Annotated in this window: 18 protein-coding genes; 7 read left to right on the top strand and 11 right to left on the bottom strand. The window is 69.2% G+C overall.

Annotated features, from left to right (window positions below; all coding sequences use genetic code 11):
- Positions 1-183 precede the first annotated feature (183 nt).
- From F9C41_RS18785 to F9C41_RS18770, 4 genes are all read right to left on the bottom strand, one after another.
- Entirely contained in the window at positions 184-1,572 is a 1,389-nt protein-coding gene (locus tag F9C41_RS18785) for a WD40 repeat domain-containing protein (RefSeq protein ID WP_155388122.1), read from the bottom strand.
- The gene (locus tag F9C41_RS18780; RefSeq protein WP_230689741.1) at positions 1,569-2,087 is read right to left on the bottom strand and encodes a SigE family RNA polymerase sigma factor; all 519 of its coding nucleotides are present in this window, start codon (positions 2,085-2,087) and stop codon (positions 1,569-1,571) included. The genes F9C41_RS18785 and F9C41_RS18780 overlap by 4 nt, the downstream gene beginning before the upstream one ends.
- A gap of 136 nt (positions 2,088-2,223) precedes the next feature.
- Positions 2,224-3,813: a 2-trimethylaminoethylphosphonate dioxygenase gene (tmpA, locus tag F9C41_RS18775; RefSeq protein WP_155388121.1), complete on the bottom strand. Its 1,590-nt coding sequence runs from the start codon at positions 3,811-3,813 to the stop codon at positions 2,224-2,226.
- A 207-nt stretch (positions 3,814-4,020) separates the two neighbouring features.
- Entirely contained in the window at positions 4,021-5,148 is a 1,128-nt protein-coding gene (locus tag F9C41_RS18770; RefSeq protein WP_155388120.1) for a peptidoglycan recognition protein family protein, read from the bottom strand.
- A gap of 232 nt (positions 5,149-5,380) precedes the next feature.
- On the opposite strand from F9C41_RS18770, the gene F9C41_RS18765 reads away from it, so the two are divergent.
- The 3 genes from F9C41_RS18765 (at position 5,381) to F9C41_RS18755 (ending at position 6,933) form a co-directional block, all read left to right on the top strand.
- On the top strand, positions 5,381-5,686 hold the full coding sequence (locus F9C41_RS18765; RefSeq protein WP_155388119.1) for a thiamine-binding protein: 306 nt from the start codon (positions 5,381-5,383) through the stop codon (positions 5,684-5,686).
- Positions 5,687-5,831: 145 nt separating this feature from the next.
- Positions 5,832-6,458, top strand: a complete 627-nt coding sequence (locus tag F9C41_RS18760) for a VOC family protein (RefSeq protein WP_155388118.1) — start codon at positions 5,832-5,834, stop codon at positions 6,456-6,458.
- Between the two features lie 115 nt (positions 6,459-6,573).
- Positions 6,574-6,933, top strand: coding sequence for a hypothetical protein (locus F9C41_RS18755; RefSeq protein WP_155388117.1), 360 nt, complete (start codon positions 6,574-6,576; stop codon positions 6,931-6,933).
- A gap of 116 nt (positions 6,934-7,049) precedes the next feature.
- On the opposite strand, the gene F9C41_RS18750 is transcribed toward F9C41_RS18755, so the two are convergent.
- The 3 genes from F9C41_RS18750 to F9C41_RS18740 form a co-directional block, all read right to left on the bottom strand.
- The gene (locus tag F9C41_RS18750) at positions 7,050-8,210 is read right to left on the bottom strand and encodes an RICIN domain-containing protein (protein WP_155388116.1); all 1,161 of its coding nucleotides are present in this window, start codon (positions 8,208-8,210) and stop codon (positions 7,050-7,052) included.
- A gap of 173 nt (positions 8,211-8,383) precedes the next feature.
- Complete coding sequence (locus F9C41_RS18745) at positions 8,384-8,911, bottom strand: GNAT family N-acetyltransferase (RefSeq protein WP_155388115.1); 528 nt, start codon at positions 8,909-8,911, stop codon at positions 8,384-8,386.
- 150 nt (positions 8,912-9,061) lie between these two features.
- The gene (locus F9C41_RS18740) at positions 9,062-9,739 is read right to left on the bottom strand and encodes a hypothetical protein (protein WP_155388114.1); all 678 of its coding nucleotides are present in this window, start codon (positions 9,737-9,739) and stop codon (positions 9,062-9,064) included.
- Positions 9,740-9,984: 245 nt separating this feature from the next.
- Between F9C41_RS18740 and fxsA the strand changes: the two genes are divergently transcribed.
- Genes fxsA through F9C41_RS18725 form a run of 3 tightly spaced genes read left to right on the top strand, consistent with a single transcriptional unit; the run spans position 9,985 to position 13,080 of the window.
- Positions 9,985-10,155: an FxSxx-COOH cyclophane-containing RiPP peptide gene (gene fxsA, locus F9C41_RS40730; RefSeq protein ID WP_196279838.1), complete on the top strand. Its 171-nt coding sequence runs from the start codon at positions 9,985-9,987 to the stop codon at positions 10,153-10,155.
- A complete protein-coding gene (locus tag F9C41_RS18730) occupies positions 10,112-11,320 on the top strand; it encodes an FxsB family cyclophane-forming radical SAM/SPASM peptide maturase (RefSeq protein ID WP_230689740.1) in 1,209 nt (402 codons plus the stop codon). Before fxsA ends, F9C41_RS18730 begins: the two co-directional genes overlap by 44 nt.
- Positions 11,317-13,080: an HEXXH motif domain-containing protein gene (locus tag F9C41_RS18725; protein ID WP_196279837.1), complete on the top strand. Its 1,764-nt coding sequence runs from the start codon at positions 11,317-11,319 to the stop codon at positions 13,078-13,080. Before F9C41_RS18730 ends, F9C41_RS18725 begins: the two co-directional genes overlap by 4 nt.
- Before the next feature lie 6 nt (positions 13,081-13,086).
- Here F9C41_RS18725 and fxsT read toward each other — a convergent pair whose 3' ends face one another.
- Positions 13,087-16,368 carry an FxSxx-COOH system tetratricopeptide repeat protein gene (gene fxsT / locus F9C41_RS18720; RefSeq protein ID WP_155388111.1) on the bottom strand — a complete coding sequence of 1,094 codons (3,282 nt, stop codon included), beginning with the start codon at positions 16,366-16,368 and terminating at the stop codon, positions 13,087-13,089.
- Positions 16,369-17,015: 647 nt separating this feature from the next.
- Here fxsT and F9C41_RS18715 point away from each other — a divergent pair.
- Positions 17,016-19,145, top strand: coding sequence for a CHAT domain-containing protein (locus tag F9C41_RS18715; RefSeq protein WP_155388110.1), 2,130 nt, complete (start codon positions 17,016-17,018; stop codon positions 19,143-19,145).
- Positions 19,146-19,305: 160 nt separating this feature from the next.
- On the opposite strand, the gene F9C41_RS41845 is transcribed toward F9C41_RS18715, so the two are convergent.
- From F9C41_RS41845 to F9C41_RS41360, 3 genes are read right to left on the bottom strand one after another with little or no spacing between them, the layout of a single operon-like run.
- Positions 19,306-19,722: a transposase gene (locus tag F9C41_RS41845; RefSeq protein WP_269058942.1), complete on the bottom strand. Its 417-nt coding sequence runs from the start codon at positions 19,720-19,722 to the stop codon at positions 19,306-19,308.
- A 17-nt stretch (positions 19,723-19,739) separates the two neighbouring features.
- The gene (locus tag F9C41_RS41840) at positions 19,740-19,988 is read right to left on the bottom strand and encodes a transposase (protein WP_269058941.1); all 249 of its coding nucleotides are present in this window, start codon (positions 19,986-19,988) and stop codon (positions 19,740-19,742) included.
- 24 nt (positions 19,989-20,012) lie between these two features.
- Positions 20,013-20,453 carry a transposase family protein gene (locus F9C41_RS41360; RefSeq protein ID WP_230689739.1) on the bottom strand — a complete coding sequence of 147 codons (441 nt, stop codon included), beginning with the start codon at positions 20,451-20,453 and terminating at the stop codon, positions 20,013-20,015.
- Between the last annotated feature and the right edge of the window lie 321 nt (positions 20,454-20,774).

Below are 20,774 nucleotides of genomic sequence, written 5' to 3'. Positions count from 1 at the left end.
CGCGCCCATTCGGAAGTCGGCATCACCGGAGCTGCATTGATCACTCCGCGTTGACAGAGACCGGCTCGGCATGTGATCTACGGCACATCTGCGCACCACAGTCGGCGGCCGTGTGGCCGGCGAGCCAGCCGCGCCCGGCCACTACGTATCGGACTCCCTCAACTCAGAGTTCGGAGGTCACGGTTAGGGAGCGAACCTTCGACCACGTCGACGCCGCAGGATGGCCCGCAGCAACCAGCCCCCTGCGGCGCCGACGACGAACACCACGAGCGCCGCAAGGCGGATGCCGGCAGGCCACGGGCCACGGTCCAGCGGTCCGGCAGGCCGGACGGTCAGCTCGGGCAGCAGCCCAGCGGCGACCGAGACCTCGTACGGCACGCAGCGCTGCAAGCCGAACTCGCACCGGTAGGCGTCGTCGAACCGGCTGAGCACCCGCGGCGACCGCCCGTCGACGGGCACGGCCCACAGCGCGCCGGTGTCGGAGCCGTAGTCCCAGGACTGGCCCAGCACCTCGGTGTCGGACAGCCAGCCCAGGAACGTCTCGGTGTCGGCGGTGCCGCGCAGCACCGACGGCTCGGCGAGGCTGACCGTGCGCACCGCGCCCGGCGTCCGGTAGTCCAGGACGTAGGCGCGGTCGGTCCCCCAGTCCTCGACCGCCCACGGCACCACCGCCAGCAGCAGCCCCGACGGCGACCAGGCGTTGTGCACGGTGATGCCGTAGCCCTGCGGCACCATCACCTCCTGCTGCCTGCGCCCGTCCAGCCCGACCAGCCAGGTCCGCAGCCGCGACTGCACGACCAGACGCTGCCCGTCGGGGGCGAACGCCGCCGCCGACACCGGCCCGGCATCGGTCGCGGTCGCCTGCCCGGTGCGCAGATCCAGCAGCACCAGCTCGCTGTGCTCGGTGGCGTGACGCTGGATTAGATTGCCCACGTCACGCGCCATGTCCTCGGCGATAGGCGTCGTGTCGACGATCGAGTACGCCAGGGTGTTCCCGTCCGGGGACAGTGCCAGCGGGGTGACCCCGCCCGCGCGCGGCAGCGGCACCTGCCGGGTCTGCCCGGACTGCAGGTCCACGACCTGCACCTCGGCCATCGCGCGGTCGGCGGCCGAGAGCACGATCGTGCGCCCGTCCGGGGCGAGCAGCCACGGCCCGGAGCGGTCGGGCATGGCGTCGAGCTGCCGGTAGGCATCGGTGTCGGCGGACAGGACGAGCGACTGGTAGGTACGCAGCATTTCGCTGTTGCCGTACCCGTACACCATGATCGCGCGTCCCGGCGGGGCGTCGCTGACCGAGCCGGTCAGCGGTGAGTATCCGGCGACCCGGTCGGGCAGGCCGGCCCTGCCCGGCGGCCGTTGGGCGGGGCCCGGGTCCGTGCCGCCGGCGGGGGTGAGCAGCACGCCGGCGCCGAGCAGCAGGGCGGCGACGGTGCACAGCGCGGCGGTGGTGCGGCGGCGGCGGATGTCGCGCCGGGCCGCGGGCACCAGGTCCTCCAGCAGGCCGGGCGGCAGCGGCGGTTCGGGCTGTTGCGGTGCCGCGGCCAGCAGGGCCGCGATCTGCTGGTCGTTCATGCCGCTTCTCCTACGTAGTTGGGCAGCAGGCGCCGCAGCGCGGCGATGGCGTACGACGTCTGGCTCTTGACGGTGCCCGGCGAGCAGCCCAGGGTCCGGGCGGTCTCGGCGACGTCCATGCCTTCCCAGAAGCGCAGCACGATCACGGCGCGCTGCCCGGGGGCGAGCCTGGCCAGCGCGGCCATCAGGTCGAGGCGGTCGGCGACGTCCTCGGAGGGGGCGGGTGTGTCCGGTGGTTCGGGAAACGGCCTGACCCGCCGTGACCACCAGGACTGCCGGTGGTCGAGGAAGACGTTGACCAGCATGCGGCGCACGTACGCGTCCGGCGAGTCCGTCTGCGCGACCCGCGTCCAGTGCCGGTAGAGCCGGATCAGCGCGGTCTGGGTCAGGTCGTGTGCCTGGTCCCAGTCGCCGCAGAGCCGGTATGCGGTGCGGCGCAGTTCCAGCACTCGCCCCTGCGCGTACTCGGTGAACGCGCGTTCCTCGTCGGCCCGCATGCGACCCCTCTCGTCCATACCCCTGACCGGAGCATCCCGCCAGACGGTTGTGCCGCCTGTTCGACGAGTTTCACGCTGGGACGTTCAGCGCTGAGGGCGACGTGGTCCGAACGCCCGATGAACCGCTTGCTGCGGCACCGGCGGTGCGTACCGGCTACCTGCGCAGGACACGTTCCAGCAGCGGCCGGAAGTGCGCGAAATCGGGCGCTTGCGCGGCGGTGTCCTTGGCGGCGTCGTCCCAGCGGCGTACCGCGACGGCGTCGGCCGCGCCCGGCTGCGCTTCGAACGCGGCGGCCTCCGCCGCGGTCATCGGCCCGCCCTGCACGGTCAGGGTGTACTCCGAAGCCGGCGACAACTGCTCGCGGTAGCTCGGCTCCACCGCGCACAGGTATCGCTTGGCCGCCACGTGCAGCCGGACCGGTTCGGTGACCGCCGGCGGGAACCAGGCGGCCAGCCAGTCCGCACCTGCGTGGCTGTGCCGGTTGTCGACACCGGCCATCAGCTCGTCGCCGCTGATCTCGCCGGTGAAGTGACCGACGTCGTGCAGCAGCGCAGCCGCGACCAGGGCGTCGGGCGAGCGTGCGGCCTCGGCTAGCGACGCCGCCTGCAGCATGTGCGCGGCCTGCGACACCGACTCGCCCAGGTAGTCCGCAGCGCCCGGTCCCGCGAACAGGTCGGCGAGCAGGTCGAGGGGCGCCCGGCGGGCCAGGACGGCGCGGCGGCTGGCGACCGCGTCCAGGTCGGCGTAGCACCCTTGCAGGTGCCGGGCGCCGCCCTCGGCGAACGCCGTGCGCGCGTGCAGCATCCGGGTGTTGTCGAACACGAGGCAGTCACCGGGTCCGAGGCGCAAGTCGAGCCGCCCGGCCGGCCGGGCGATGATCTCGGCGAACATGCGGTATGCGGCGTAGAAGCCGATCACGTCGGCATGTGGGGCGCGCAGCGGCTGGGTCGACCGGTTGTTGAACCGGATTTCGCGGATCCGCCCGGCCGGGTCGAGGCCGATCAGTGGCCGGCTGGCCGAGAGGTCGGTGTCGGCGTCGGCGTAGCGGAAGGTGACGGGGGTCCGGGTGAGTACGGCGAACGCCTCAGGATCTTCGGCCCGTAGGACGGCCGCGGCGGCGAACCCGTCGATCAGGCCCGAATCGCCGCCGGTCGCGGCGTTGACCAGGCAGTGCAGGAGCTGCACCGTGGGCACCGGGTCCCGGTACGGGTTGTCGGTGTGCGGGGTGATCTCCCGGCCGGTGAACGCCAGGTTGGTCGCGTTGTCCTCGACGCGCACGTCGAAGATCCGTCCGTAGTTCGTCTCGCGGACGTAGCCGAACTCTGCGGCGACGTCCAGGACCGCGCCTTCGGCGACCGGAACTCCCCGCAGCAGGACGAAGCCCCGCACCAGCAGGGCTTCCAGCGCCTCGGTGCGGTTCTCGCGGAAGTCCGCCCACGCGACCTCGGTCGCACCGGCGCCGAACTGCTTGCCATCCTCGGTGCGCTCGTCGGGCGTCGCCGGTGCGAGCAGCCAGTTGCGAGGGAACCGGGACACGTGGCCGTCCGGGGCGAACCTGACGGTCACGTCGGTGCCGTCGTCGGTCGCCTCGTCGACGCTCAGGTCGGCGGGCAGGTCCAGGATGCCGAACAGCTTCTGCCCGCTCACCGGGTCGGCGCACTGGGCGCAGCGGCAGTTGTCGCGCAGCCACACGGCGGGCAGTTCACGATCCTCCAGGCGTAGCGTTGTCGAACCTGTGAGCATGGCAGCCATCGTGTCAACGTGCCGTGACCAGCCACAAGACGACCGAAACGTTGTTCACCCACAGTTCCCGCGTATGCCTGTTGCCACCCGTGTCGGACAGCTGGGCGCGTCGCCGGCTATACGTGAGCAGACCGATGCCGCTTGGCGCATGGCCGGGGCGTGTGCTGGGTCGGGGCCGCCGCTGGGACTGCCCCGACCCGGGCGCTGCTAGGCGCTCAGCGACTCGCGGGTGATGCCGCCGACGGCCGCGCACCAGGTGCTGGTCGTGACCTTGCCATTGGGGGTCAGACCGTGCAGCCGCTGCAGGTCCTGCACGGCCTTCATAGTCGGGTGGTCGAACTGTCCCGTGATGGCGACGTCGGCCCATCCCTTGTTGTGCAGGATGTACTGCAGGGCGCTGACCGGCACGCCGGTGGCGTGCTTGTCCAGCTCGGGTGCGAGCGTCTCCCAGGTGGGGGCGGTCACGGTGGCGTCGATGTCGACCGCGATGCCGTTGCGTGCCTGCCAGTCCTGCACGGCGGCGACGGTGGCCGCGTCGAACACTCCGCTGGCGGCCACCGGGTATCCCTGCGCGCCGAGCAGGTACTGCGCCACGCGGACCACCGGGCCGCCGACGAAGCGCCAGATGTCGGGCCAGCGGCGCTCCGGCGCCTGGTCGGGCGACGTGCCCAGGGCGTCGGCGACGCGGCGGCGCAGCATCGGGAACTGGCGGTAGAAGGCCGCGCCGGGGCAGTCGGTGAAGCGGAAGTCCCAGTGGCCGAAGATGTCGTGCGCCTGCAGCCCGTACTGCCGGCAGATCGCGACGCACAGCTTGGTCAGGGACTCCAGCAGCACCTCCGGCGGCGTCTCGGTCACATAGGTGCCCTCGTTCTCGATGCCGATGGCACGGCCGTTCTCACCGGGACAGTGCGCGGAGATCATCTGCCGGTCGCCGGCCTCGAGGCGCTCCAGGCTGCCGCGCCTGCCCTCGAGGACGTAGCCGCCGCGGCTGACGGTGAAGTGCTGGCCGGTGTCGGACCAGCCGTTGCCGTCCATGTGCAGCCGCTGGATGTCGCGGGCCAGCCAGATCGCCTGGTCCTGCGAGTAGTCGGTGCTGTTCGGGTACGCGGTGTGATGCACGATGATCTTGTTGGTGGCGGTGCCGCTCACCGACAGCGGCAGCGGCGGCAGGGCGCCCCACGACTCGCAGTCGATGATCCATGGGAACTGGCCGCCGGGCGCCGCCTGCGCGGTGCCGGGCAGCAGCAACTCGCTGCCGACGACCGCCACGGTCGCGGCGCCGAGTGAGGCCTTGAGGAGGGTGCGACGGTCGAGCTCATGTGCGTCGGGGGACATGGCGGTCCTTTCACGAGGCTGCCGAAGATGTGGCAAAAATCTCCGACGTGAGAGTGATCTACGGAGAATATTTCCGATCCCGGATCTTGTCAGCCCCCGCGAGCCTTGCCCCGCAAGCGCCGGGGGACCGCACGAGAAGCCCGGCCGGTGCGGCCGACAAGGGATCGCGCAGGCACAGCGCCCCTGCCAGCGCGGACGGCAGGCTGGCGGATGGGATGGTAGCGTCGTGATCATGTCGGTCCTGGTCGCGTTCTCCGTCTCACCGGTCGGCGCCGGGGAGGACGTCGGCGCACTCGTCGCCGAAGCGGTCCGCGTGGTCCGCGCATCCGGCCTGCCCAACCGCACCGACGCGATGTTCACCACCGTCGAGGGCGAGACCTGGGACGAGGTCATGACCGTCGTCAAAGCCGCGACCGAGGCCGTCAAGGCGAAGTCGCCTCGCGTGGGCGTGGTCCTGAAGCTGGACTGGCGCGACGGCGTCAGCGGGGCGCTCGACGCGAAGGTGGCCAGCATCGAAGGCCACCTCGCCACGGGCTGACCCGCCCGTCGGCGGGCACGGTTCGGCAGCTGCGCCCACGACCCGGCACCCAACACGGGATCATCCGCAGCGATGACTGCTCTGATCATCGACCGTTCCCGGTCGGCGTCCGCGCCTGGCTGGTCCCGGTGTTAGCTTGGGCGCCATGACCGAGCGGATCACGGCGGGACAGTTTCACGCGGCCGACGGGGTCGACGACTGGCGCGTGCTCTACCACGTGGTCTCGGCCCACTTCCGGACGGGTTCGTTCGCGGAGGGCGTCGCGTTCATCGGTGAGATCGGCGGGCTCGTCGCCACCGCCGACCGCCGTCCCCGTGTCGACTTGCGGGACGCCGGTGTCACCGTGACCCTGACGCACCGCGACGTCGCCCTGGCCCGGCAGATCTCGGCCGCCGCCGCAGAGTTGGGCATCCCGGCCGACCCGACCGCCGTCCAGCTCGTCAACATCACGATCGACGCACTCGTCACCGCGGACGTGCTGCCGTTCTGGCGCGCACTGCTGGGCTACTCCCCGATCGGCGACGACTACCTGAGCGACCCTTTGGGCCGCGGTCCAGGGTTCGGGTTCCAGGACATGGACGCCCCACGTCCGCAGCGCAACCGTATCCACCTCGACGTGGCTGTCCCGCACGAGCAGGCTGAGGCCCGCATCGCCGCCGCCCTGGCAGCGGGGGGTCGCCTTGTCTCCGACGCGTACGCGCCGAAGTGGTGGGTCCTTGCCGACGCCGAGGGCAACGAGGCCTGCGTCGCCACCTGGATGGGCCGGGAATAGACCGTCGCGTCCCCGGCGAGCGACGGCCGCTGCGCCCCTGCCACGCCTGTTCACAGGACCGCCGCAGGCAAAAAGTTGGTGATCGAGTACGGACCTGATCTGACACGATGGCGCGGTGGGGACGTATGCGAAGGTGCGAGGTTGGCTGGAGTGCGATGCACAGCAGCTTGCGGGGATTCGGCGGTTGATCACCGCGCACCCGGCTGGATACGAGGCAGGCTGGGCGTTCGCGTCGAGGGAGTTCAACTGGACGTGCTTCGCCTTCTACGGCGGTGACATTCGCACCGGCGGGCTCGAGTGGTTCGATCACCAACTGCGCGCCATGGCGGCGCTGCCCGCCACCGACGACGGCGATCGTGTCTCGGGCGTCTTCGTAGTGAGTGTCGAGGACCAGGCGCCGGTCCAGTGGCTGGTCCGAGACGGGTCGGTGCAGATCGTGCCGGCTGATCCCCGACACGGGTTTCTCGACACGTGAGCCGGATGCGTCACGGCCCAGACTGGCCGGTCACCGGGTTTGTGGGGCCGTGCAGAAGCCAGTCGTTCGCCGGCTTCCGCACGGCCACCTTGGCGGTCACTGCAGGAATTGAGCGCTCATGACAGGAATGTGCCGTACGGGCCGTTGAGGATCTGCGTCTTCTGCGCCTGGCTGAAATGCGTGTTCGGGTAGCTGTAGAACGACGCCGACATGGGTGTGCCATCGGTCGACGCCGAGTCGGGCAGGCCGAAGGCGTGACCCAGTTCGTGCACCATCCCGCCGTACCAGCGGTTCATGGGACCGTTCACGCCCGCCGCGCCGTCCGCGTCGTGCTGGCACAGGATCACCCAGCCGCCGCCACCACCGCCGCCCGCGCCCGGACCTTCCGCGCTGATGAGACCGACGTTGATCCAGCGGGTGTCGGGCGCGCGCAGGGACAGCTTGCGCCGCAGCTCTTCTTGCATGTTGAACACCGACCACCAGTAGCGGTCGCTGCCGTTGGGCGTGTTCTCGTACCACGACTTCACGTGATCGCCGTTGACGACCTCGACCACCGTGGTGTTCAGCGTGAACGTCTTGCCCAGCTCCTGCCGGTAGTAGCGCTGGGCCTCGCGCATCACGTTGGCGATGCCGTCGGGCCAGCGCTGGTCGTAGGCCACATCCGAGGGCTTGAGCCAGTACACGCGGACGGTCTTCTCCGGTGGCGTGGTCGGGTTGCCGCCGCCGGAGGTGTAGTTGGGCAGCCGCCATACGCGCGAGGTCGCGGAGCTGCATGGCAGCTGGACGAGCCCGACACCGGCGGTGGCCGATCCCGCCGAGGGCACGACGCACTTGCCCGAGTGCACGGGTTGCAGGTGGAACGTCTTGTCGGTGCCGCCGATGGCGACGGGCACCAGGCGGACCCGCTGGTTGGTGCCGCTGTGGCACGTCCACTGGATGATCGTGGCGTTGTCGGCGGTGGATGCCCCGTTGACGTCCACGCATCTACCCGCGGCCGGGGTCGCGATCGTGAACTGGTCGGTGGTCCCGCTCACCGGGGTGAAGGTGAAGTTCTGGCTGCCCGCGCCGTTGCAGGCCGACTGGGTGAGCTGGGTGCCGTTGGCGGTGCTGTTGTTGGGCAGGTTCGCGCAGTTGCCGCCGTTCTGGTTCACCGCGGTCGAGGTGAAGGTCGTGGCGGCATGAGCGGGTTGGGCTCCGACAAGCACGACGACGGCGAACGAGGCGGCTGCCGTGGCGAGGGTGCAGGCGAGAGCGCGGACACGTCCGGGCTTTTGCATGGTCACATCCTTCGAGGTGTGAACGATCGCCTACCCGCCCGTGATTAAACCCACCGAAAAGCCGAAATGCAATTCATCAGCATCGATAACTTCCCGCTCGACGAGGTTCGCACGCAGAGTGTTGCGTCGATTCCTGCCCGTGCCGGCGGACGCCTGAAGTGAACTCCGCCGGATTACAAACGGAAGGTGAGTATCCGGCCCGGCCAGTCCCGGTCGGGCTGTGCCACGGAGAAGGCCTGCCCCCGGGTGAACCCCTGACGCTCGTAGTAGCGCACCAGAGCGCCCTCGCCTCCGGCAAAGCAGTCCAGCCGTAGGAGCGCGACGCCCTGCTGCACCGCCAGCCCGCGTGCGTGGGCCAGCAGCGCGGCGCCGACGCCGCGGACCGGCGACGACCGGTCGGATATCAGCAGCTGTACGTACAGCTCCGGTTCGTCGGCGGGGGCCACGTACGGCAGGGCGTCGCCGACCGAGAGGGCACCCACAGGGGTGCCGCCCACCTCGGCGATCCACAGCCCACCGCTGCGGGCGAACCCCTCGATCTGTGCGATGCGCTTGGGGTTCGTCGAGTGCGGCTCGGTGCCCCACTGATCGGCGCGGCCGATCGACACGAGCCACTCGGTCGCGCGGTCCATCAAGGTGAGCACGATGGCGACGTCGTCGATGCCGCCGGGGCGGATCGCCGGTGGGGTGAGGTCCAGCATTCGATGATCATAGGGCGGCGCGGCGTACCGACGACGCGACGCCCGGTGGCTCACCGGTGAACCGCCGCGCAGACTGCAGGCGTACGCCGAGGAAGTCTTCGCGCGTCGACGGTCATGACCACAGCGTCGGCGCCTGCGCACCGATCGCCGTCACTCGGACTCGTCCACCACGCTGAAACTGAACGACATCCCCGAGACGTCGAATCGCCCCTGGGGCGGGTGCTGGCCGATGCCCCAGTTGTCCCGCCCGCGCAGCCAGGAGGCACGAAACATTCCGATGATCGCCGGACGATGCTGACGCATCCGTGCCAGGACGAGATCACCGACCGCCACCGCGGTCTTCAGGCCGGCAGCCAGCAGCTCGGATTCCGGTATGAACCCGGTGGCCGTCGCCAGCTCCAGCGGCAGTTGCAGAGTCTCGCCCGTGGCGACGACCTCCTCGAGCACGGCCTGTGCCGTGGGACTCGCTGCGTCGTCGCGCGACAGGATGAGGAAGAGGTCTATGAACCGACGGGGCCGGCCCTCGTAGAGCAGCAGCCCGGGGGCACCGATCGGGAGGAATTCACCTTTGCGCACACCCGCGAAGGGCAAGGTGCGCACGCTGTACGCGACGCTGCCCGCGTCCTTCGCGCCGTGGGCCACCAGAGCGTCGAGTTTGACGTCGGCTGCTCCGAACCATTTGTGCGTTTGCACGACCAGGAGTTCGGTCAAGGTGATCGCCAGGTGGGGGCTGGCACCGCGGCGTGGCGCCGACGCCCGGCACTCCTCCTCCAGCAGATCCGCCGTGTAGGCGAAATCAGCCTCGTCGGAGATCTCCCAGTCCGCCATGCGCGCCTCCCCGGTCACCGTCGGTCCATATCGTACGGCCTGCACGCTCGTGCATTGTCCCGTCGCCACGGCTCCACCCGTTCGGGCTGAGATCGAAGAGCCGATCGACCACCCGTCCAAAGATGTCGTGTCGACGTGGGTTTCCTGCACTGTCCCACGCACCCAGGCAACCCTTGGGAAACGGCGAATATCAAAGTATCGTTTTCATTAAGGCTGGCGCGTCGTCTGGGAGAAGTGAGGTTACCGTGCACAAATCGGAGCCCGGGCCAGACGAACTGGTCGATCTCACCGACCTGCCGCTCGAGGATCTGCTGAACTCCCGTGAAAAGCGTCTGGCTGCGGCACTACGCAGGGTTCTGGAGGAGAGCCGCCATGGCGGCGACACGATCACCAGCGGATATGCCTCGACGATCTGAGGCGCCGGCGCTACATCCATTTGCACGCCGCGTGAGACCGTTCCATGAATTCGTCGTGAAAGTCGCCAGCCGCTGCAATCTGTCCTGCGACTACTGCTACATCTATCAAATGGGTGACATGACGTGGCGGAACCAGCCCCGATTCATGTCGCCATCGGTGATCGGCCAGACGGCCTCCCGCATCGCAGAACACGCCGCCCGCCATCAGCTGGCCGAGGTCACCGTGGTCCTGCACGGCGGCGAACCGCTGCTGATCGGCCGCGAGCGCCTGCACCAGATCGTCGCCTGCCTGCGGGGCCGCTCAGCACCAGATGTCCGTGTCAACGTCCAGGTGCAGACCAACGGCACGTTGCTCACCGAAGACATGCTCACTGAGCTGCGCGGTCTGGGCATCCGAGTCGGAGTGAGCCTGGACGGCAGCGCATCGACGCACGACACGCACCGGCTGACCCACGATCGCCGCGGCACCTACCGGCTCGTCGCCGACGGCCTACGCCGGCTGTCGAGCCCCGAGCACCGCCCGATGTTCGCCGGCCTGTTGTGCGTCATCGACCCTCAGGCCGACCCGGTGGAGACCTACACGGCGTTGGCTGCCCACCGGCCCCCTGTAATCGACTTCCTGCTGCCCCATGCCAACCACCACCGGCCACCCCCGCTACCTGAGGACACCACCGTGGCCGGCGCCTACGGGCAGTGGCTCACGCGCGCGTTCGATCACTGGTACGGGGCGGTCGACGGCCCGGTCGTCCGGCTGTTCCACGACATCATGGCCGTTCAGCTGGGCAGGCAGACCCGATCCTCGCACATCGGTCTGAGCCCGCTGGGTCACGTCGTCGTCGACGTCGACGGTTCGATCCAGCTGGTCGACTCGTTCAGGTCGGCCTACGACGGTGCGGCGCTGACCGGATTGAACGTCACCGACCACGACTTCGACGACGCCTTGAAACACCCTTCCGTCATCGCTCAGCAGTCGGGTCTGGAAGCCCTCGCGGCCGACTGCCGGTCCTGCACGCTGGTGGCAGTATGCGGCGGCGGCCACGTCGCCCACCGCTACGCACCGGACAGCGGCTTCGCGAACCCCTCGGTGTACTGCACGGCTCTGGCCCTGCTCATCAGGCACATCAACCGGCGGCTCGCAGCCGACGTCAGCGGAGCAGCGGTTTGATCACACACCGGCTCCCGCAGGACGCGTTCGTCGGGCTCACCACCGGGCCCTGGCGTCACCAGGACCTTCGAAGACTGCGTGACGGCCAGTTCAGCAAGAACCTGCTGACCCTGCGGGCCGTGGTCGACGGTATCCGTAGGCACGCCGCCCACAAGGATCACCTGGCCGTCAACCTCGCCGCACTGTCACGGGCGCAGCAGGCCTCCCCTGAGCAGTTCCGTGCGGTGATGACGCACCACCAGGTCGGGCGCTGGCTCACGGCCGCACTTCAGCAGGTGAGCAACGGCGACAAACGAGTCACCTCGTTCGATCATGTGGCCGGCATAGGGGCGGTCGCACTGGCGTGCGCCATTCGGGCCAACCGCCCCACCACCGTGCGGGTCCTGGCCCGCCGGGGGCGGATCCTCGTACCCAGCCTCGGTGAACTCGAACTGCGCCGGCCGGTCAACCGCCTGCTCCACCTCCAGTTCCGCACCGGCGGCGCCCGTCATCCGGCCGCCGTCGGGCGGCTCGTCTGCCGACCTGCGACGCTGCGATCATCGATGTGGCGGCCGGTGCGGAGTCTGCGCATCGGGGCGGCGGCCGCGGCCTGGACGCCGGAGCTCGATGACATCGACCCCTACCGCGCGGTCTACGGCGGCGTCGCCTCGCCACGGCTGTCCGATAGCAGCGTGCGCTGGTGGTCGGACAGGTTGAACGCGGCCTGGCGGCTCATCGCCGCCAGGCACCCTCACTGGGCACGTTCGGTCGCGGACGTCGTGGATGCCATCGTCCCGTTGGCCGCGCCCCCCGGCGGCGGCAACGTCAGCGCCACGGCACGGGGAGCTTTCGGCGCCGTCGCGCTGAACTCGCCGACGACTGACCACTCACTGGCCGCCACGTTGATCCACGAGCTGCGCCACACCGTGCTGAACGGCATCAACGATCTGCGACCGCTCTACCTGCTACCTCGTCGCCAGCTCTACCATTCCCCGTGGCGCGACGACCCTCGGCCTGCCGCGGGCCTGCTGCACGGCGCGTTCGCGTTCACCGCAGTCGCCGGGTTCTGGCTGAACGAGCCCCGGTCGGCGTCCCCGTTCGCCACGTTCGAGTTCGCCTTGACTCGCAGCCAGGTCCTCCAAGCTCTGGACACGCTCCGCACCTGCCGCGAGCTCACGACCGACGGCCTCATGCTGTGCGAACTGATGCAGGGCGTCGCCGCCGGCTGGCCTACCGGCCAGATCTCTGACGTCGTGGCCCGGGCCGCCACCGACCTGGTCGTCGAGCAACGAGCCCGGTGGTGGCTGGGACAGGCCGTGGCTGATCCTTCTCACGCGGCCGGCTGGACCGACGCCTGGCAGCGCCGGGCAGCAGCCCCGGACCTGGCCGGGCATCGCCTGCCAAGCCTCGGTCCGGCTAGGTTCCGGCCTGTCCAGCCGCGTACGTCCGGTCGCAGCGCCGCACTGTGCGATGCCGCGCGGAACCTGCTCGCGTCAGGTGTCGGCTCGGCGTCGCCGCTGTTGTCGCGCGGTGACCGGCTACTGCTGGAAGGCGACCATCGGGCGGCTGCGGAGGACTATCAGCGGGCGATCTCCCGAGACCGGGCCGACGTCGCCGCGTGGAGCGGCCTGGTGGCCTGCGCCCCGCACGTGGGGTTGCCCGCGCTGGCACGCCACCCGACGCTCGCGTTCACGCTGGCGCAGGTCGATGACCGCGCACCCGTCGACGTCGCTGCGCTGGCCGCCTGGCTCGCGCCGGCGAACGCCGCGGAGGCCCGCTGAAACCGCCTACATCGTCGGGACCTCGATGTCGGTCTCCATCCGCTGGTCCAACGCCATCGACAGCGTGTCGGGGTGGCCACGGCCCAGTCGTGCCGTCATCTTGACGAGGGTCGACTTGCGCAGCTGGTTGGCTTCGGTCGCGCGGCCGTTGGCGTCCAGATCAAGTGCGAGGTTCGCGGCGCAAGCCAGGGTCGCGGGGTGGTCCAGCGCCCTCACCTGCAGCGAGCGGTCGTAGGTGACCTGCGACAAGGCCAGAGCCTGTGCGGTCTCCTCGGCGATCGCGAGGTCGTTGGAGTGGTTGGCGGCCGTGATCAGCGAGTACGGGTGGTCGGCTCCCAGCAGCTGCTCGAGTCTTTCCAGCGCTGATGCGGTCAATTCCCGGGCCCGCTCGGCTTCCCTGGTGCGGCGCAGCACGATGGCGTAGTTCACCGCGGCCGCGTGGGTGAAGGGGTGGTCGACGCCCAGCGCTTGGCGGTAGCCGCATAGCGTTTCGTCGCCGAGCCGGGCTGCCTGGTCGATCTCACCGCTGACGCGCAGGACGTTGACCAGCGTCGCCATCGCGGCGAGGGTCAGGGCGTTGGAGTCGCCGAACCGGTCTCGGCTGATGTCGAGGTTGCTGCGTGCCTGCTCGACCGCGGCAGGGTAGTCACCGGCCTTGCGGTGCAGGATGGCCAGGTTGCGGCGGGCGAGGATCACGTCGCCGTGCCGGGGACCGAGCAGTGTCACCTGTACGGGGAACTTTTCGAGTTGGGCGGCGAGCGCCGGGCCGTACTCGCCCAGTCCAAGCATGTCTCGCACTCGGCTGCTGTGTGTGTGCAGGGTGCGGGGGTGGTCCTCGCCCAGCTCGTCGACCAGGCGGCTCAGGGTGCGGGTGTCCAGGTCGTAGGCGCCTGCGAAGTCGCCGAGGATGCGCAGGTCGACGGCGAGGTTGTGGGCTGCGCGCAGGGTCTCGGGGTCGTCCTCGCCCAAGACGTCGTTGTATCGCCGCAGCGTGTCCTCGTCAACCTGACGGGCTTCGTGGAACTTGCCGGCAAGGCGCAGGTCGGCGGCGACCAGGCCGGCGGTGAACAGGGTGTGCTCGTGGTCCACACCGAGCTGTTGCTGCATGAGCGCGTAGGTCTGCTGGTTGAGTTCCTTGGCTTCGGCATAGCGGCCCAGCGTGCGCAGGGCGTTGCCGCGGTGGCGTTTGGCGACGAGCGTGATCTCGTCGAGCTGCTCCCACTTGTCGAGGGCCAGCTCGCACAGGCTCAGGCTGGCTCCGTAGTCGCCGATGGTGTAAAGGTAGCGGACCTGGTCGAGTACGACGCGGCGGGCACCGGGTTCGGTGGACGTCACGATGTCACTGGGAATGACGTGCGGGGAGATCTGCGCGTACTGCTGCCAGTTGCCGGGGTTGTCGGGTGAGCCGGGATTGGCGAAGGCCAGCAGTTCGTGTGCGCTGGCGCGGGCGGCGGCGCGCTGTTCTTCGGTCATGGCGTCGCGCACGAGCAGGCCCACCAGGGCGTGGATGCGAATGAGGTCGCGGCCGGAGTCGATCTGGGCCAGCGCGTAGCGGCCGATCTCGCGGACGATCTTCCGCAGGCCGATCGCGTCCCCGCGTAGGACGTTCTGCAGCTTCGTCGGCAGGGCGGCGCCGCGGCCTCGGGTCAGCATCTGGATGCTGATCGGCTGGGCGCTCAGGAACGAGCAGACCTGGATGAGTTCGACCGCCGCCGGGGAACTGGCGCCGAGCCGTTCGAGCGACAGACGTACCGCACTGGCCAGCGGGTACGGATATCCGACGGGCCGGCCTTCCTCCAGCACGTCCGTCGGTTCTGCCGCCAGGGTGTTGAGGTATTCGTCGAAGGGGATACCGGTCTGTTCGTGGGTGGCGGCAGCCTGCTCCAGCGCCAGTGGCAGGTGATCGAGTGTGTCGGCCAGTCGCTCGGCCTGCGCGTCGGTGAGCCCGCGCCATTGGGCGGTGAGCAGTTGGACGCTTTCTTCGGTGGTGAACACCGGCACTTCGATGGCGTTGGGCCGGGCCGACCAGTCGCGGCTGCGGGAGGTGATCAGCACGTCGCCCGGGCCTTCGGAGGGCAGGTATGGCAGCACCTGGTCCGGGTCGCCGGCGTTGTCGAAGATGAGCAGCCAACGCGAATAGGGCCGGCCCAGCCTCAGCAGGTCGAGCACGCTGGCGATGGTGGAGTCGACGTCCGCGCTCTCCCGGATCCCGAGTCTGCGGGCCAGTGAGTTGAGCGAGCGGCGGATGGCGCGGTCGTCGTCGGCCTGAACCCACCAGATGAGGTCGTAGTCGCGTTGGTACTTGTACGCGAACTCGGTGGCGATCTGGCTCTTGCCGACGCCGCCGAAGCCGTGCAACGGCTGTGCCTGCGGCATGAGTGTGGCGCGCACGTATCGACCGAGGGTGCGCTGGATCTGGTCGAGCAGGGTTTCGCGTCCAACGAAGTTCCGGTTGCGTGGCGGCACGCCACCCCAGATCACTGGAAGAGAGGCAGGCACGACGCCGCTGTGTGCTGTACCGGTCGTATCGATGGTCACGTCGTCGTCTCCAGTGTGCGGGTTCGTGTCGGACGGGGCGGTCGAGGCGGCGCCGGGGCCGGTGTCGACTGCGGTGTTCTCCTGGGCAGCCGTTGCCTCCGACAGCTCCCCGCCCAGAGACAGGCACAGGTTGTGGATCTCGTCGCTGCTGCCGTGGTGCTGAGCTATGAGCCGGGCGAAACGATGCAGTTCGTGGGCGTTCTCGGCGTGCGCGAGCAGCTCCAGGAAGTGCGCCTGCGCTCGTCCGCCCTCCATGCCGTCGAATGCCTGTAGCGCGACGAACGCGTCGTCGGCATACAGCGGAGGTTCACCGGTGGACAGATAGCTCATGATCACCGGATCGCGCAGCGCCTCGTCGAGGCTCGATGTCGCCGTTCCGCGCAGCAGGTCCAGCAGGTCCGGTGGCGCGCCGTCGGCTATCTCGACCGGGAAGAGTTGATCCACGACGACTACCAGGCGGCGCCATTCGGGCGTCGGGCCACCCACCATACGCAGGATGCTGACGAGGTCACGCACTCGCCCATTGCCTATGCAGTGGTTGACGAGGGTCAAGATCTCGACCCGCGTATTCTGGTCGTTGGCGACGAAGTCGTCACCGAACGCCTCTCGCAATTCCAGCAGCAATGCGGGACGCTGCGCCGAGTCGGTCATGGCCGATACGGCTCTGATCGCACGGACAAGTCTTTCCTTGTCGGCCACGCTCGGTCTGGCGACGACCCCAAGGTGGGTCGGCCTAGCGTTTTCCGCCATCGATCACCGCCCGAACAAGATGAAGCGACGATGCGGCCCGAGACGCTCCCCTGCTCGCGTGGTCACGTCAGCATCGGGCGAGCACTGTACGCAACCATCTGGAGCATCCAAGCATATCGAACGCCCCATGGCGCTGACGAGACCGATGTGGCCACGATCGGGTGTCCAGGCGGTGAATGCCGACGACCGTGGACGGCGCCCGGGTCCGGAAGATTCCGTACGCGATGTGCCCTGTAAGCGGACGGCGACGTGAGGGTGCCGCAGACCGTCAGGTGTGTTCACCACCTGCCAGCCGGGCACGACCGCCTCCAGATACACGCGTCAAGCCATGATCGCGAAAAAGTCTCGGAACGCTTCATAGCCGGTCGGCGCCAATGCACCAACCGGCGTGTCACATCATAGGCACGAATCACACTCCTGCGACGCTGCCAGGGGGTCGAGTCCTGGCGTGCCCATCGGCCAAGGTGACGGTCGTTCGACACCACACGTTGGACCGTATGTCCCTCGCCGGGGCGGTGCACGGAGAGGACGCACGGCCGACAGTCCCGAATTTCTCTCGGGCAGGGCCCGCGTGACGGCGGATCCGATCCCCACCCACTAATCTGAACACCAGTTGACTTCGCGACGTAGGGGCGACCGTGGCGAGATTGAAGTACCAGAACTTCGATCTTGAAATTCAGGCGGACCGGTCCGCGTACACCGCCCGAGTCACGGCATCGCCCGCCGGACAGTCAGCCGGCATCACCCGGTTCGAACTGTCGTTCGACGAATTCAGCAGCCAGGTCGACCGGATCGCCTTGCGGCCCGGCGCCAACCGTGCGGGCCTGCCGTCGCTGCACACCTCGGTGCGCGACCTCGGCGCTGCCCTGTTCACGCGGATCTTCCAGCAGACCGTCTACGGCTGCTACGAGCGCAGCCTCGGCGCCATCCGCGACGAGCACGGTATGCGCATCCGCCTGGACCTGTCAGCAGCACCGGCGCTGGCACCTCTGCCATGGGAACTGCTCTACGACCCCGACCGGCGGCGCTACCTCAACCACAACACGGCCACGCCCGTCATCCGGTTCCTGCCCGCCGCCGAATCCGAGCGACGCATCGCGATCGACCAGCCGGTACGCATCCTCGCGGTGATCTCCAATCCCGAAGGTGACGAAGACGTCATCGACGTCGCAGCCGAGACCGCCCTGCTGCAGCGTGCGGTCGCGGCCAGAGTGGAAACCGGTGACATCCGCCTCGAGATACTGCAGCGCGCCGCCCTGCCGGATCTTCACGACAAGATGATGCGTTTCCGGCCGCACGTCCTGCACTTCATCGGCCACGGCCGCTACAACCGCAAGGAGGTCACCGGCGAGCTGCTGCTGTTCCACCCGGGCGAGGACCGGGGGGTGTGGCACCGGGCAGACGACTTCGCCGCGGTGCTGCTGAACTTCCGCGAGCTCGGCCTCGTCGTGCTCAATTCCTGCGAGGCCGGCCGGGCCGACATCCGCGACCCGTTCGCCGGCGTCGCCCAAACGCTGCTCCTACAACAGGTCCCGACCGCGATTTCCATGCAGTTCGGCATCAGCGACGACGCCTGCCGCGCGTTCACCCAGGGCCTGTATGAAAGCCTCGCCGAGGGCGACTCCATCGAGGAGGCGATCACTACCGCACGGATACGCATATTCGCCGGCGCCAACCCGATCGAGTGGCTGACTCCGGTGCTGTACTCCCGGCACAGCGCCGAAAGCCACCTGCTGACATCGGCCGATCCGACGACACAGACAGCACGCGGCGCCACGATCGTCAGTCAACGACCGCAGGCCGGGTCGACGACCGGCGCCGGCAGGCAGGACACCCCCCGCGGCACGGTGCTGGTCGAGCAGCGCCTGATTCCCGGCCCACGTCCACCGGCCGCGGTGGACGGCAGCGACCTGCCCCGCAAAGCTCCGCGACACACGGCTCCGCCCGGCCGCGTACGCAGCTGGGGTGACACCACCTACGGACAGGCGCACACGCCGACCGACGTCGCCGACGTCACCCAGGTCGCAGCCGGCACCGTGCACACCGCTGCGCTGCACACCGACGGCACCGTGACGATCTGGGGCGGCACTCGCGGCAGCTCCGACATCCGACGCGTCGGATTCGACATGGCCTACATCGCCGCCGGCGGCGACCGCACTCTGGCGATCCGCAGGGACCGGACCCTGACCGGCTGGGACCGCACCGGAACCCTGCTCGCCAGGCTCCCGAAAGACGCCTACGACATCGTCGCCGTAGCAGCCGGGCGGGCGCACAACATGGCCCTACGCGCGGATGGAACCGTGCTGTGCTGGCCTGCCGCGGCAGGCAACAGCGCGACCCCCCCCGACGACTGCCAGGACGTCGTGGCCATCGCCGCGGGCACCAGGCACATGCTCGCGCTCCGGCAGGACGGGACGGTCCTCGGCTGGGGCGACAACCGCCACGGGCAGGTTCACGTGCCTCGGTTCGCCCAGCAGATCGTGGGCATCAGTGCCGGGGGCGCGCATTCCCTGGCTGTCGACAGCGACGGCCGTCTCCACGGCTGGGGTCGCAACGATCAAGGCCAATTCGGTCCGCTCCATCTGCTCACGGACGTCAAAGCCGTCGCCGCGGGTGACGCGCACGCCCTCATCCTCACCGTGGACGGGCGAGTCAAGGCATACGGCTCAAACGGCAACGGCCAATGCGACATTCCTGCGATGGACACGCCTGCGCTCGCCATAGCGGCAGGGACCGCGCACAGCGTAGTGACTGTCGCATCGGCGACAACGATATAGCACTCGACGAGCTCGGCGACGCAGCAGCTATTCAACCCGAGTAGCGCACTGTGTCGTCCGGTCGTTCGGACTGTTTATGGGCTCGGTCAGACGTGTTCCTACGTGGCCTGCACTGTCGGTGAATGGTTTGTGGCGTGAACGGCATAGAGGCTCAGCGAAGTTAGCGGGGGTCGAGGTGGCCGCGGGCTCGCCGAGTAGTGACGCAGCGGGTGCGTAGCCGCTGGTTGACGGGGTTGCGGAAGCCGTATGCGTCCCTGCCTACGGTCTTGATCACCCGGTTGGTGCCCTCAGAGCCTGCGTTGGTGATCCCGGTGCGGATGAACGCCAGGATCTCCGGCCACCAGGTCTGCACCGTGGTGGCCAGACGCTCCAGCTCGGGCGGGCCGGACTCGGCGCACCGGCGGTAGAACCGGTAGAGCAGGTCGGCGACGTCCTCACAGTTCGGGTCGGTGCGGGCCAGCGCGAGGAGGTCGAGCAGGTCCTCCTTGGCGTTCCACGCCGTCAGGATCGGCACGCCGATCCGCGACGGTAGGCCCTTGAGCTCGCCTTCGAGTCCGGCGACCTGGTCACCGGCCATCCGGGCCGCTGAGCGAGTCAGCCGGTTGCGCAGCTCCCACTCGCGATTGCCTTTGCGCGCCGGCCGCGGACCTGCACGGTGACCCGGCGGCGGACCTCGGTCACCGTGGCGTTGGCCAGCTGCACCACATGAAAGTGATCGACGACGAGTTGGACATGCGGCAGTGCCTGCACGATCGCGGACTTGAACACCGTGCACATGTCGATGGCCATGAACCGCACCTGCTTGCGCCCCGCCTTCGGCCTAGCGAGAAGCCAGTCGGCCACGACCTGGGCGGTGCGGCCCTCGACCTACCTGAGCAGGCCCTGCCCGGCGGACAGGTCCACGAAGCCCACGTGCCGGCGGTCGACGACGGTCTGCCATGACTGTGTGGCCTCGTCGAACTCCCACTTCGCCCGACCCCGGCGGACCTCGTCGATGCCCAGCACCTGCACCGGTTGCGGCTGGTCTGGCAGCACCGCGGCGGCGTGCGTGGTGAACGCCGCGGCCACCACCGGCCAGGACACGTCGTGATCTCGTGCGGACTGCACGATCGTGCGCCCACCGTCGCCGACCGCCGCGCCGGCGGCCGACCGCAGCCGGGTGGTCAGCCGTTTGCGGGCCGGGACGGCGGCCACGGCCTCGGTGAACGACGCACGCCGGCAGCCGGGCTCGTCACAGCGCCAGCGGCGCTTGTACCAACGCAACCTGGTGGGACGCCCGCCGACCGGCAGGTCGCGCGGCCGGGTCACCCGCCGGCCCTTCGGCCGGCGTGCCGGCGTGCCGCACTCCGGACACCGGCGTGCCTGCTCATCAGCGGTGATCAGATCAACGACCGGGCCGAGCGGCCGTCGGCGACCCCGGTGACAGCCAGGCCGTCGAGGCCCAGCAGCCGGGTCGTAGCATCTTCCATTCCCGGGGCTCTTCACTTGTGATCGACTTGCGTAGACAACAAGATGATCACCGAGAGTCGCGGGCACCTTCACCTCGGGGGTCCACTCTGGACACCCGGTCGCGTCAGCCGACCCCGCCAACTTCGTTGAGACCATAATCGTGGAGGATGCCTTGCAGGT

It is taken from the genome of Catellatospora paridis (genome assembly GCF_009720365.1).
In the GTDB taxonomy this organism is placed as follows: domain Bacteria; phylum Actinomycetota; class Actinomycetes; order Mycobacteriales; family Micromonosporaceae; genus Catellatospora; species Catellatospora paridis.
This window is presented reverse-complemented; position numbering and strand designations above follow the sequence as displayed.

Bases quoted from the DNA above. Each gene is read 5' to 3' on its own strand.
- F9C41_RS18730 (WP_230689740.1), top strand. From the start codon at position 10,112: ATGGCGGCGACACGATCACCAGCGGATATGCCTCGACGATCTGAGGCG.
- F9C41_RS18745 (WP_155388115.1), bottom strand. From the start codon at position 8,911: ATGCTGGACCTCACCCCACCGGCGATCCGCCCCGGCGGCATCGACGAC.
- fxsT (WP_155388111.1), bottom strand. From the start codon at position 16,368: ATGGCGGAAAACGCTAGGCCGACCCACCTTGGGGTCGTCGCCAGACCG.
- F9C41_RS41845 (WP_269058942.1), bottom strand. From the start codon at position 19,722: ATGGCCGGTGACCAGGTCGCCGGACTCGAAGGCGAGCTCAAGGGCCTA.
- F9C41_RS18770 (WP_155388120.1), bottom strand. From the start codon at position 5,148: ATGTCCCCCGACGCACATGAGCTCGACCGTCGCACCCTCCTCAAGGCC.
- tmpA (WP_155388121.1), bottom strand. From the start codon at position 3,813: ATGCTCACAGGTTCGACAACGCTACGCCTGGAGGATCGTGAACTGCCC.
- F9C41_RS18750 (WP_155388116.1), bottom strand. From the start codon at position 8,210: ATGCAAAAGCCCGGACGTGTCCGCGCTCTCGCCTGCACCCTCGCCACG.
- F9C41_RS18780 (WP_230689741.1), bottom strand. From the start codon at position 2,087: ATGGACGAGAGGGGTCGCATGCGGGCCGACGAGGAACGCGCGTTCACC.
- F9C41_RS18765 (WP_155388119.1), top strand. From the start codon at position 5,381: ATGTCGGTCCTGGTCGCGTTCTCCGTCTCACCGGTCGGCGCCGGGGAG.
- F9C41_RS18785 (WP_155388122.1), bottom strand. From the start codon at position 1,572: ATGAACGACCAGCAGATCGCGGCCCTGCTGGCCGCGGCACCGCAACAG.
- F9C41_RS18740 (WP_155388114.1), bottom strand. From the start codon at position 9,739: ATGGCGGACTGGGAGATCTCCGACGAGGCTGATTTCGCCTACACGGCG.
- F9C41_RS18760 (WP_155388118.1), top strand. From the start codon at position 5,832: ATGACCGAGCGGATCACGGCGGGACAGTTTCACGCGGCCGACGGGGTC.